10 protein-coding genes are annotated in these 12,762 nt (G+C 48.5%); all 10 read left to right on the plus strand.

Annotation, left to right across the window (positions count from 1 at the left end):
- Window positions 1-2,152, plus strand: a 2,152-nt coding sequence (locus tag K8R76_11630; protein MCD4848825.1) for an FAD-dependent oxidoreductase, incomplete at its 5' end; no start/stop codon positions are given.
- Window positions 2,149-2,571 (plus strand): hydrogenase iron-sulfur subunit, encoded by a 423-nt coding sequence (locus tag K8R76_11635; GenBank protein MCD4848826.1) that lies wholly within the window; start codon window positions 2,149-2,151, stop codon window positions 2,569-2,571. The genes K8R76_11630 and K8R76_11635, both read left to right, overlap by 4 nt.
- The gene (locus tag K8R76_11640) at window positions 2,568-3,533 is read left to right on the plus strand and encodes a 4Fe-4S dicluster domain-containing protein (protein MCD4848827.1); all 966 of its coding nucleotides are present in this window, start codon (window positions 2,568-2,570) and stop codon (window positions 3,531-3,533) included. The genes K8R76_11635 and K8R76_11640 overlap by 4 nt, the downstream gene beginning before the upstream one ends.
- Window positions 3,533-4,579, plus strand: a complete 1,047-nt coding sequence (locus K8R76_11645; protein ID MCD4848828.1) for a 4Fe-4S dicluster domain-containing protein — start codon at window positions 3,533-3,535, stop codon at window positions 4,577-4,579. Before K8R76_11640 ends, K8R76_11645 begins: the two co-directional genes overlap by 1 nt.
- Window positions 4,580-5,413: an FAD/NAD(P)-binding protein gene (locus K8R76_11650; GenBank protein ID MCD4848829.1), complete on the plus strand. Its 834-nt coding sequence runs from the start codon at window positions 4,580-4,582 to the stop codon at window positions 5,411-5,413.
- 14 nt (window positions 5,414-5,427) lie between these two features.
- Window positions 5,428-5,898, plus strand: coding sequence for a 4Fe-4S dicluster domain-containing protein (locus tag K8R76_11655; protein ID MCD4848830.1), 471 nt, complete (start codon window positions 5,428-5,430; stop codon window positions 5,896-5,898).
- A gap of 21 nt (window positions 5,899-5,919) precedes the next feature.
- On the plus strand, window positions 5,920-7,044 hold the full coding sequence (locus K8R76_11660; protein MCD4848831.1) for a Coenzyme F420 hydrogenase/dehydrogenase, beta subunit C-terminal domain: 1,125 nt from the start codon (window positions 5,920-5,922) through the stop codon (window positions 7,042-7,044).
- A 2-nt stretch (window positions 7,045-7,046) separates the two neighbouring features.
- Complete coding sequence (locus K8R76_11665) at window positions 7,047-7,916, plus strand: NAD(P)H-dependent oxidoreductase subunit E (GenBank protein MCD4848832.1); 870 nt, start codon at window positions 7,047-7,049, stop codon at window positions 7,914-7,916.
- The gene (locus K8R76_11670) at window positions 7,913-9,820 is read left to right on the plus strand and encodes an NADH-quinone oxidoreductase subunit NuoF (protein ID MCD4848833.1); all 1,908 of its coding nucleotides are present in this window, start codon (window positions 7,913-7,915) and stop codon (window positions 9,818-9,820) included. The genes K8R76_11665 and K8R76_11670 overlap by 4 nt, the downstream gene beginning before the upstream one ends.
- 6 nt (window positions 9,821-9,826) lie before the next feature.
- The coding region (locus tag K8R76_11675; GenBank protein MCD4848834.1) for an FAD-dependent oxidoreductase at window positions 9,827-12,762 on the plus strand (2,936 nt) is incomplete at its 3' end.

The following is a 12,762-nucleotide window of genomic DNA, read 5'->3' on the forward strand; positions in this document are numbered from 1 at the left end:
GGATTTCGACAAGTATTACGATAAAGCTGAAAACCAGTACGGCGTGCAGTTCAAGCGATCCAAGATCTCTGACATCAAAGGACTGCCTGATGGCAGCCTGGATCTGAAGTACACGTACGAGAACGGCGATATACAGCACGAAAACTTTGATATGGTCGTACTTTCCATAGGTCTTCAGCCCCGTCTTGAAAGCCGCGGACTGTCAGAAGATCTGGATATCAGGCTTAACAGGTTCGGCTTCTGCCAAACGGATACGTTCCATCCACTGAAAACTTCGAGGGAGGGTGTATTCGTGTGCGGAGCGATGAACAGCCCGAAGGATATCCCCGAATCGGTAATCTCAGCATCCGGCGCTGTCGCGAATGCTGTAAAATATCTTGAACTTGAAAGATACGACCCCTCAGTCAGTGAAGAAGAAGGTACAAAAGAGAAAGATGTCACAGGAGAGCGTCCGAGAGTAGGTGTTTTCGTGTGTCATTGCGGTATAAATATCGCCGGCGTTGTAGACGTAAAGAACGTAGCAGAATTCGCGGAGGGTCTGGAAAACGTTGAGCATTCCGAGGATGTGATGTACGCATGCTCAACCGACTGTCTTGAGACAATAAAGCAGCGCATCGAAGAGCACGATCTGAACAGGGTGGTCGTTGCCGCCTGTACACCCAGAACACACGAGCCTCTTTTCCGTGATACGATCAGCGAGGCCGGGCTTAATCCCTACCTCTTCGAGATGGCTAATATCCGTGACCAGTGTTCATGGGCCCATATGAATGAGCCTGAAATGGCTACCGGGAAATCGAAAGATCTCGTTGAAATGGGTGTCGGGAAAGCGAGAGGGCTTGTGCCATTGCAAAGGCTTCCTATCGATATTGATCCTGAAGCTCTTGTAATCGGAGGCGGATTGTCAGGCATGACTGCGGCTCTCGCGATAGGGGATGCCGGACACGATGTCTATCTGATTGAGCGGGAGGATGTTCTTGGCGGCAACATGAGGGATATCTTCTTTGATTTCAACGATAGCGACCCGCAGGAGTTCCTTGCTGAAACGATTGAAAAAGTAGAAAACCATGACAGGATAAGAGTCCTGCTGGACAGCACGATAGAGGAGATAGCCGGATTTGTCGGCAATTTCCGAACGGTCTTAAAGAACAGCGCAGGCGAGCGGGAAGAACTGACACATGGAGCCGTTATTGTAGCAACCGGCGGCAATGAGCATGAAACAGAGGAATATCTTTACGGCTCCTCATCAAGGATAGTTACTCAGAAGGAATTCGAGAGAATGCTTCATGAAGAGAAATACCCTCCCGGGAAACTGAAGGAAGTGGTAATGGTGCAGTGCGTGGGATCCAGGGAAGAAGGAAGGATGTACTGCAGCCGCGTCTGCTGCTCGAAGGCGGTAAAGAACGCGCTGGAACTCAGGAAGAGAAAATCCAGGGCGAATATCTACTTCGCCTATCGTGACATCAGAACGTACGGATTCGCCGAGGAGTACTATTCAGAACTTCGCGACAGGGGAGCGCTTTTCTTCAGATACACTCTCGAAAACAAACCGCTCGTTTCCAAGATTCGCCCGGATGACCCTGACAGCAGGATTAGAGTAACGGTATTCGATCCGGTTCTCGAGAAAGATGTGGTAATAGATGCTGACCTGCTCGTGCTGGCAACGGCTATCGATGCCCCTGAGGAAAACCTGGAACTCGCGAAAATGCTAAAGGTCCCTCTCAACTCAGAAGGTCTGTTCCTTGAGGCGCATGTAAAACTGCGGCCTGTCGATTTTGCAACAGAGGGAATCTTCGTATGCGGGCTTGCCCATGGACCGAAGGATATGAGCGAATCACTTGCTCAGGCAAAAGCAGCCGGAAGCAGAGCGCTAACCTTCCTGAAGAAAAAATCCATTCTGGCGGAAGGAACCATCTGCGAGGTCAGGACGGACAGATGCACGGGATGCGGATACTGCGAGGAAGTATGCGCTTATACTGCTATAGAAGTTGATCCGGAAGAAGGCGTGGCTGTAGTTAACGATGCTCTCTGCAAAGGGTGCGGAGCCTGCGTTGCTTCCTGCAGATGCGGAGCCCTTGACCTTCGCGGGTTTACAAACCAGCAGCTTTTCTCCGTATTCGATTCGCTTGAAATAGAAGTTTCGGAAGGATTATAATGAGTGAATGGCAGCCTAAAATTCTTGCCATCCTTTGCAACTGGTGCTCATACGCGGGCGCTGATCTGGCCGGCGTATCGAGAATGCAGTACCCTCCAAATATCAGGGTTGTTCGAGTTCCCTGTTCGGGGCGGGTCGATCCTTTGTTCATTATGAAAAGCCTTCAAGCCGGTTTTGACGGTGTACTGGTTTCAGGATGCCATCCGGGAGACTGCCATTACATATCAGGGAATTATGTAGCGCGTAGGAAATTTGCCGTATTGAAACCTCTTCTTGAATTTATAGGGATAGAGCCGAACAGAGTTCAGTTCTCATGGATATCTGCCGGTGAAGGTGAAAGATTCGCCACAGTTGTAACGAAGATAACTGAAGATGTCAGAAAGCTCGGGCCTTCGACGAGGCTGGTGAAAAAGTTATGAATGTTGTTAACGAGCTCCACATAGCTATAAAGAAACTGTTAACTGAAAAAAAGATTGATCTCTTCATTGGGTGGGAAAATGGATCCCTGCCTCTCTCGGCGACGCCTCTGTTTATCACCTCCGAAGAAGAGGTGGACAGGGCTGTTTTCGATATTACCTGCGGGAACAATCTCTCAATCTATTTCACGAAGGACAGAAAACAGTTCACTGATAAAAAGGTCGGCATCGCGGTTAAAGGATGTGATTCGCGTTCTGTGGTTCTTAATATTCTGGAAAAGCAGATCGACCGCGAGAACGTTGTAATGGTAGGGGTACCATGCCATGGGGTGCTTGATAAGAAGAAAGTGCTGGCAAAGACGGACGGAAGAGAGGTTCTCGAGCTGATCGATAACGGAGATACCGTTACCCTCAAAGGGAAGGGATACGAGTTTTCGTTCGACAGAAGCGAAATACTGAGCGCTTCATGTCTTGCCTGCATTTATCCCGATGCGCAGGAGTGCGACATTTTCATCGGCGAGCCAAGGGCTGAAATTCCGAATGAAGACAGGTTGAAGGAAATAAAGGAGTTCGAGGCTCTGTCCACGTCGGAGAGATGGGAAAACACTCGCGCGGAGTACGAAAAGTGCATTCGCTGCTATGCATGCAGGAATGTATGTCCTTCGTGTTACTGTAACGTCTGCTTCGTAGATCAGAACGATCCGGGGTGGATAGGCAACACATGCGAATTCACGGATTCAATGGTTTTCCATATAATAAGGAACCTTCACGTAGCCGGAAGATGTGTTGAATGCGGAGCCTGCGAGAGAGCCTGCCCTATGGATATAAATCTTCTGCTTCTCAACAGGAAAGTCGCGATGGAAGTTAAAGACAGATTCGGTGACATCGCCGGTCTTGATATCAACGGAAAGCCCGCTATGGTTGATTTCAAGGAAGACGAAAAACAGGAATTCATAATGGGGTAATGAAGATGGTCAGGCTGGATAAGCAGAAATTAAATGATTTCATCCGTGAGCTTTCAGCGGAGTACTCTGTCTACGCTCCGGGAAAGACGGGGGGAAAAACCGAATTCATCCCTGTAGAGTCGGGTGATGAGATCGATTTCAGCAAAACTGTGACCGACATGTCTTCGAAAGGTATTTTCTTTCCGCATGCGGAAGTACTCTTCGAGTATGACAAAGATGGCGTCAGGACACCGCAGATACCTCACAGACCAATCGCAGTATTGGGAATGAGAAGCTGTGATGCGCGCAGCCTTGTAATGCTTGACAGGGTATTCGGAAGCGCGATTCAGATGCCGGAGGAAGAGAGATTCCAGGATCCTTACTGGAAAGAAAAGTACGACACTTCGCTGATATTCGGTTTCGCATGCAATGAACCGCTGTCAACATGCTTCTGTAACTGGTTTGGCGGCGGGCCGCATGACAGGGTCGGAATGGATGTGTCTGTCGTTGATGCCGGGGATGTCTATCTGATGGAACCGGTGAGTGATAAGGGCATTGAAATCATTAAGAATTTATCCTGTTTTACGGATACAGCGGAAGAAGATGAAGCCCTGGTCGCTAAGCTGGCCTCTGATGCCGACTCAATGATGACTGCCCTGCTTGATGTTGACGGGCTGGGCGAGAGGCTGACTGCTCTATATGACGAACCGATATGGGGGGAAATCAGCGCGAAATGCGTCAACTGCGGTGCATGTACCTTCAGCTGTCCTACATGTCACTGTTTTGATATGCAGGATGAAGGTAAGGGAGAAAAGGGTAAGCGGGTACGTATCTGGGATTCATGCATGCTTCCGATTTTTACAATGGAAGCATCCGGACATAATCCGAGAGCCCTCTCGAGGGATCGTGTCAGGCAGCGGGTTATGCACAAATACAGTTATTATCCGGAAAACTATGGGGAAATCCTCTGCACCGGCTGCGGACGCTGTGTCATGGTCTGTCCGGTAAACCTTGATATCAGAGAAGTACTTAAAAAGATTCTCACATACGAAGAACAGGTTATATAAATGGCTAATCCATACATTCCATTGCAAATGAAGGTCGAGCGGATCGAAACAGAAGATCCGGACAGAACATTGCGAACCTACGATCTTACATTTGTAGATGAATCGGAAAAAGAAGCATTCAAATATCTGCCCGGCCAGTTCTGTGAAATATCAATTCTCGGAAAGGGTGAATCTCCGTTCGGTATTGCTTCCTCACCCACCGAAAAGGATTATCTCCGTTTTACTGTTAACAGAACAGGTTCGGTAACCAATGAGATTCATTATCTCCGGAACGGGGATATCGTTGGAATGAGAGGGCCTCTCGGAAACTGGTACCCTGTGGATGATATGAAAGGCATGAATGTACTGATAGTGGGCGGCGGTTTTGCTTTCACGACACTGCGATCCCTTCTGATATATCTTCTTGATTCAAGGGTTGATTATAAAGACATCACGGTTATTTACGGAGCGCGAAATCCGGATCTGTTCATCTATAAAGATGAGATAGCAATTTGGAAACAGAGAGACGATATCCAGTTTCATCTTACAATTGACAACCCCGTGGATGGATGGAATGAAAAAACCGGATTTGTTCCGACTGTTACGAAGGAAGTCGCGCCGAGCCCTGATAACACTATGGCGATAGTTTGCGGTCCCCCTATAATGATAAAGTACACCCTTCCGGTTCTGACAGAACTTGGATTTCCCGATGAGCGGATATACACATCTCTGGAGCGACGCATGAAATGCGGTATCGGTAAATGCGGAAGGTGCAATATCGGTTCAAAGTATATCTGCATTGACGGACCTGTGTTTTCAATGGCTGAGTTGAAAAATATACCCGAGACGGTTTAGATGGAGATTGGCGTATGAAAAAGATAATTATTGCTGAGAATGACCCGAATTTTAAATACGATATAGCTTCCCAGCCCGGAGCGGAATCCTTCATGCGCTGCTTCACATGCGGAACATGCACAGCTTCATGTCCGGTGGCTGAGGTAAATGAAGAGTACGACCCCAGAAAGATCATCAGGATGTCAATACTTGGAATGAGGGAAGAAGTTCTTTCATCGGACATCTTATGGATGTGTTCACGATGCTATACCTGTGCTGCTCTCTGTCCCCAGAACGTGAAGTTTACGGATGTGATAAGCATTCTCCGCGATATGGCTGTTAAAGAAGGATATGTTCAGCCTGAGAGACTCGATAAGGCACTGGAACTTGATAAGGTTATTCAGAGCCTTCGATGCATGATAATCGAAAATAAGCTGCATCCGGATGAGAATGGCAAGGCAGAAATTCTTAAAAGCCTTGAGGATGAACTGGACACGAAATGGTAAAGATCTGTTTTGAGGAGTGTCATGACTGATAACAAAATAAAGACATTCGACGACCTGAAGACCTTCGTCATTGATACGGGACTATGCGGGAGGTGCGGCGGATGTGTATCAGTCTGCTCCGCAAGCGGATGCGGTGCTCTGAAACTGGGCGATTCCGGTATTCCTGAATACACAGAACCGAATATCTGCCTGGACGGCGGGCTCTGCTACCTTGTCTGTCCGCGCACAGATGCTCTGAAGGATGAACTTAAAGAGCGATCTGACTGGGCTGCGCCGATAGGACATTATACTGATGTTCTTTCCGCCAGAAGTACATATGCTGATGTTCGCAAACATGCGACTGATGGCGGGGTAGTAACTTCTCTTTTAATTCACATGCTTGAGGCCGGTCATATAGATGGCGCCGTTGTCTCTGTGACTACGGAGATGTTCAACAGGAAAGCGATAGTAGCTACAACTCGAGAAGAACTACTGAATGCGGCTGGATCTCACTTTTCCGAACTTCCTCATCTTGAGGAGGTTGGCGAGATGTATTCAGGTTTTGTCTCAGTCGTGAAACAGATTAATCATTATAAACAGGCGAAAAAAATCCGCAGGCTCGCGGTTGTAGGAACACCATGTCAGATAACCGCCATCAAGAAGATGCAGGCGGTTTCAATCGTTCCGTCGGATATCATTAAATACACGATCGGTCTTTTCTGCATGCAGTGCTTCGAGATGGATAATCTGATGGATAAGGATTTTATAAAGAGCAGACATATAAGCCCTGACGACATATCCAGCGTAAATGTCAAAGAGGATTTCATACTGAACATGAAATCCGGTATTCAGGTACATATTCCAATGAACGAGGTGGAGAAGATAGCACGACCGGCATGTCTGCGATGCAGCCATTTCGCGAATGATTTCGCGGATATCTCGGTTGGAGGGCTCGGTTCTCCCGACGGGTATACAACGGTGATGATCCGGACGATCGAGGGGAAGCAGAGATTCGCGGAGGCGATGTTCGGAGGCAGCATTGAATTGATTAGCAGCATGACGAAAGAGGATCGAAAGGCGGACAGATTGAGAAAGGTGGCTCTCATCAGGGAGTTTGACGCTCGAAAGAAAGCCCGGGCTGAATCATACAACAGGCGGTCAGAGTAATAATGGAAAAAAACTCCGCAAAATCAGGAGCTGTGCTTGTCGTCGGGGGGGGGATAGCCGGAATCCAGTCATCCCTTGATCTTGCCGATTCCGGATACAAGGTCTACCTCCTTGAACAGACTCCGGCAATTGGCGGAATCATGGCCCAGCTTGACAAAACATTCCCGACGAATGACTGCGCCATGTGCGTGATCTCGCCCAAACTCGTGGGAGCCGGAAGGCATCTGAATATCGATCTCATAACTAACGCGGAGTTGATGGGTATAGAGGGTGAAGCCGGCAATTTCACCGTCAGTGTAAAAAAACATCCCCGTTATGTCGATTCGGAGAAGTGCACAGGATGCGGAGCCTGTGTTATCAATTGTCCGGTTACAAAGATTATTTATCCTGTAGAGATCGACGAGGTAGATCTGAGTAAAAAGGACAGGGACATCGTAGATGGTATTCTTAAGAAACACCTTGATCAGCAGGGCAATCTGATGCCGGTACTGCAGGAGATAGACAAACATTACAGCTACCTGCCGAAAGATGTCATCCGTTACGTTTCAACGAAGCTTGAAATCGGCATTACCGATATCTACAATATCGCCACTTTCTACAATTCCTTCAGTCTGACGCCAAGAGGTAGACATAAAGTCAGCATCTGCATGGGAACAACATGTTATGTCAAAGGGGCCGAAAAGCTCATGCAGCGGACCTGCGAAGAACTTGGAGTTGAACCAGGCGGCACAACAGAAGATTTAAGGTTCACAGTGGAGGCGGCAAGATGTATCGGCTGCTGCAGCCTCGCCCCGGCAATCATGATCGATGATCGGGTTTACGGCAGGGTTAAACTGAACGATCTCTCCGGAATTCTGAAGGATTACGAATGAGTGCCATGAATAAGATGAAACTGGATCAGCTGGCGCAGAATGGTATGGAATCGTTGTATCCGGAACAGATCAGAATCTCTGTCGGAATGGCGACATGCGGTCTGGCTACAGGGGCACAGGCGGTTTTTGATGAATTCGAGAAAATCCTGAAACAAACAGGCTTTAATGCTGTTCTTTCTAAGACCGGATGTCTTGGTTTCTGCCAGAGGGAACCGATCGTCGATCTCTTCATCCCTGGAATTCCCAGATTGACATATGTCGAAATGACGCCGGAAATAGTTACTGATTTCATGGATGCGCTAGAAGACGGGAACATTCCGAAGGATAATCTTCTTTGCAAGTACGATAAGGAACTTCTGCTCGATGATGTTTTCAGAGAATTTGATCTGATTGAGAAGCAGGATGAACTGTCAGGAGTACCTCTGTACGAAGATATCCCATTTTTCTCCAAACAGCAGAAGATCGCGCTTCGGAACTGCGGGATAATAGATCCGGGTTCTATAGAGGAGTACATCGCGAGGGGCGGATACAGAGCCCTTTTAAAAGTGCTTGGTGGAATGACATCCGAGGCTTTGATAGAGGAGGTCAAGAGTTCCGGTTTGCGGGGGAGAGGCGGCGGAGGTTTCCCAACCGGCTTGAAATGGGAGTATACACGTAAAACTGAAGCCCCGGATCGCTATATCGTCTGTAACGCGGATGAAGGAGACCCCGGAGCTTATATGGACAGATCGATTCTCGAAGGTGACCCCCATTCCATAATAGAAGGCATGATCATCGGCGGATACGCTATCGGGGCTTCCACAGGATTTATTTATTGCAGAACAGAATACCCCCTGGCTATTGAAAGACTCGTAGTAGCTTTGGATCAGGCACACGAGAACGGTCTGCTCGGGGAGAATATCTTCGATTCAGGGTTCTCATTCGATATCCAGATCCGCGAGGGCTCAGGAGCATTTGTCTGCGGGGAAGAGACTTCGCTCATGCATTCTATAGAAGGAGTATCTCCGGAACCTGGAAACCGCCCTCCATTTCCATCCGAATCCGGTCTCTGGGAAAATCCTACGAACATCAACAATGTCGAGACCTGGGCGAACATCCCCGCTATAGTGACCAAAGGAAGCGGCTGGTATTCCGGTATAGGCACTGAGAAATCAAAGGGTACCAAAGTATTTTCGCTTGTTGGGAAAGTAAGGAACAATGGTCTTGTAGAAGTGCCAATGGGAATATCGCTCAGAGAGATCATCTACGAGATTGGCGAAGGAATCCCCGATGACAGGGAGTTCAAAGCTGTCCAGACAGGCGGTCCCTCAGGTGGATGTATTCCGTCGAAGCTTCTTGATCTGCCTGTAGATTATGAGCGGCTTGCTGAAGCGGGTTCAATCATGGGATCCGGAGGCATGGTAGTTATGGATTCCGATACCTGTGTTGTGGATATAGCGCGGTATTTCCTTGAGTTCACAAATGATGAATCCTGCGGTAAATGCACTTCCTGCCGGGACGGCAGTCAGCTTATGCTTGATATACTCTCAAGGATCACAAACGGTGACGGCAAACCTTCGGATGTCGATTTCCTGCTTGAACTTGGAGAGGCTGTGACGGACGCCTCCCAGTGCGGGCTGGGTCAGACACTCGCGAACCCGGTGCTGTCCACCATAGAGTATTTCAGGGACGAGTACGATGCGCATATAGAAAAGGCCGTATGCCCCGCGCACGTGTGCAAAGCACTGGTTGTATACAGGATCGATGCTGATGCCTGCACAGGATGCACCCTCTGCGCGAGGAACTGCCCCTCAGACGCGATAACCGGGAAAGTGAAAGAGCCGCATCTGATCGATTCAGATAAATGTACAAGGTGCGGGTTCTGTTACGATGTATGTAAATTCAACGCGATAATAGTGGAGTAGCAAGGCATGGAAACCAAAATGATCAAAATCACCATCGACGATCAAGCCGTAGAATTCGAGAAGGGAACGACTCTTCTTGAAGCCTGCAAAGAACTCGATATAGCCATACCGACTCTCTGTTATCATGAAGCGCTTTCTCCCTACGGTTCCTGTCGTTTATGTCTTGTGGAAGTGCAGCAGTACGGAAGAATATCCATTCAGACATCCTGCAATTACCCTGTGCAGGAGGGCATGACAGTAAGGACATCTACGGAAAGGGTTCTGAAATCCCGTAAGATCATGATGGAACTCCTGCTCGCACGGTGCCCCGATTCCGAGAATATCAAACGTCTTGCCGAAGAAATGGGTATAACTCAGACCCGGATAGAACCGAAGAATGAGGATTGCATTCTCTGCGGCCTGTGTGTGCGAATGTGCAGAGAACGGATGGGGAAGGGTGTCCTCGGATTTTCAGGCAGGGGAAGCAAACGTCTCGTGTCTCCAGCCTTTGATGAAACATCGGATGAGTGCCAGACATGCGGAGCCTGCTACAACGTCTGTCCGGTCGAGAACGGCATCAAGTTCAGCGAGATCACAGGGAACAGGCCGATACCTATTAAATCCGAATTCGATGCGGGTCTGGTCGACCGTTCCGCAGTGTATATAGCCTACGCCCAGGCAGTTCCGAACCATGCATGTATCGATCCCGCGCAGTGCGTTCACCTCAATACAGGCGAATGCGGAATCTGCGAGGAGGTCTGCGCCGCCGATGCCATAGATTTTGATCAGGTGGAAGAATTGCAGGACGTAAATGTCGGAGCTGTGATTCTTACTTCCGGCTCGGAAATATTCGATCCTTCTCCACTGCATGAATTCGGCTATGGAAGATATGACAATGTACTGACCAGTATACAGTTCGAAAGGATTTTAGCGGCATCCGGCCCCTTCGAAGGGCATCTTCAGCGTCCATCGGACGGCAACGTTCCCACAAAAATAGCATGGCTTCAGTGCGTCGGCTCCAGAACGGAAGATTCCCATATGCCATACTGCTCTTCCGTATGCTGCATGTATGCCATTAAAGAGGCGATGATAGCAAAGGAGCATGTCGACACAGTTGAGCCGACGATATTCTTCATGGATATGCGCGCTTACGGCAAGGATTTCGACAAGTATTACGAGAGGGCTAAAGAGGTCGGTATCAAATTCGTCAGGTCACGGGTCAGTAAAATAAGGGAGATTGGCGATACAGGGGATCTGGAGATCCGGTTCGTAACCGAAGAAGGCAAGGTTACTCTGGAGAGATTTGATCTTGTAGTTCTATCCGTCGGTCTCGCGCCGGGAAAGAACAACGATGATATCGCGGACAGGCTCGGACTTCGCCTGAACAAATATCAGTTCATAGAAAATTCGGATGAGTCACCCATCAATACCACTAAACCTGGCATTTTCGTCTCAGGACCGGCGGTCTCTCCAAAGGATATCCCCGAAACAGTAATTCAGGCTTCCGGATCAGTGGCAGGCGCCGCGGAGATTCTCTCAGATGTACGGGGTTCGGAGATAATTGAAAAGCAGTATCCCGAGGAAAAGGATGTAAGTGGAAAGAAACCCAGGATCGGTGTGTTCGTATGCCATTGCGGAACAAACATAGGAAGTATCGTAGATGTTCCCGCTGTTACTGCCTACGCAAAGACACTGCCGGATGTTGTGTACGCCGGGGAGAATCTTTTCACATGTTCACAGGATACACAGGAGACGATGAAGGAACTGATAGACGAATACAAACTCAACAGAGTGGTCGTTTCCTCATGTTCACCAAGTACACATGAACCGCTCTTCCAGGAAACTATCAGGGAAGCCGGTTTGAATCCCTACCTGTTCAGCATGGCCAACATCAGGAACCAGTGCAGCTGGGTTCACCGTGCGGAACCTGCGAAAGCAACGGAAAAAGCGAAAATCCTGACAAGAATAGCGGTAGGAAAAGCACGTTTATTAAAGGCGCTTCACACCATCGCTCTGGATGTCACTCAAAAGGGGCTGGTAGTGGGCGGAGGCCTGGCAGGTATGACAGCGGCATTGTCCATAGCGGACCAGGGTTTTGAAGTTGCCCTTGTTGAAAGAGATGAAGTTCTGGGAGGCAATCTCAGAAGCCTTACCACAAGACCTGATGGACGGAAGGTTGCCGAATATCTTGATGAACTGATCAGCAAAGTGGAAGAACATCCGGGAGTAACTGTATACCTGAACTCCAGAATATCCGCCATTGATGGTTATATAGGCAATTATCTTACATCTATAGAGAGCAATGATGACGGGGAGACCGAGGAGTACGAACACGGGATAATCATAATAACTACCGGCGGGATTGAAACGGTACCGGATTCATATCTCTACGGTGACCCGGACGGTCATGTGATTACCCAGCTTGAACTGGAAAAAGTTCTTGAGGAAAACGAAAAGGAATACAGCAAGCTTAAAGGCGTAGTCATGATTCAGTGTGTCGGATCAAGGGATGATGACCATCCGTACTGTTCCAGAGTATGCTGCACACAGGCCGTTAAGAACGCCATACGTCTCAAGGAACTCAATCAGAAAATGAATGTCTATATCCTCTACCGTGATATTCGAACCTACGGTTTCAACGAGGAGTACTACCAGCAGGCCAGAAATATGGGCGTGATATTCATCAGATACGATGAGGATAAAAAGCCGGTTGTAAAATACATCAAAGACGGTGAAAACAAGAAAATCGCTGTCAGTGTCCGCGATCACGTTCTTGATATGGATATTGAGATTGTCCCTGACAGAATCATACTGGCATCGGCCATGGAGCCTCAGAAAGACCAGGAAAAACTCTCACAGATGCTTAAGATACCGCTCAATGAAGACAGGTTCTTCATGGAAGCCCATGTAAAGCTCAGGCCTGTGGATTTCTCCGCTGAGGGAATATTCCTTGCAGGTCTGGC

Source organism: Candidatus Aegiribacteria sp. (assembly GCA_021108435.1).
Taxonomy (GTDB): Bacteria; Fermentibacterota; Fermentibacteria; order Fermentibacterales; family JCC-6; genus Aegiribacteria.

What these genes read in the sequence shown, in the direction of transcription:
- K8R76_11640 (MCD4848827.1), top strand. Translation starts at nt 2,568, where the DNA reads ATGAATGTTGTTAACGAGCTCCACATAGCTATAAAGAAACTGTTAACT.
- K8R76_11645 (MCD4848828.1), top strand. Translation starts at nt 3,533, where the DNA reads ATGAAGATGGTCAGGCTGGATAAGCAGAAATTAAATGATTTCATCCGT.
- K8R76_11650 (MCD4848829.1), top strand. Translation starts at nt 4,580, where the DNA reads ATGGCTAATCCATACATTCCATTGCAAATGAAGGTCGAGCGGATCGAA.
- K8R76_11655 (MCD4848830.1), top strand. Translation starts at nt 5,428, where the DNA reads ATGAAAAAGATAATTATTGCTGAGAATGACCCGAATTTTAAATACGAT.
- K8R76_11660 (MCD4848831.1), top strand. Translation starts at nt 5,920, where the DNA reads ATGACTGATAACAAAATAAAGACATTCGACGACCTGAAGACCTTCGTC.
- K8R76_11665 (MCD4848832.1), top strand. Translation starts at nt 7,047, where the DNA reads ATGGAAAAAAACTCCGCAAAATCAGGAGCTGTGCTTGTCGTCGGGGGG.
- K8R76_11670 (MCD4848833.1), top strand. Translation starts at nt 7,913, where the DNA reads ATGAGTGCCATGAATAAGATGAAACTGGATCAGCTGGCGCAGAATGGT.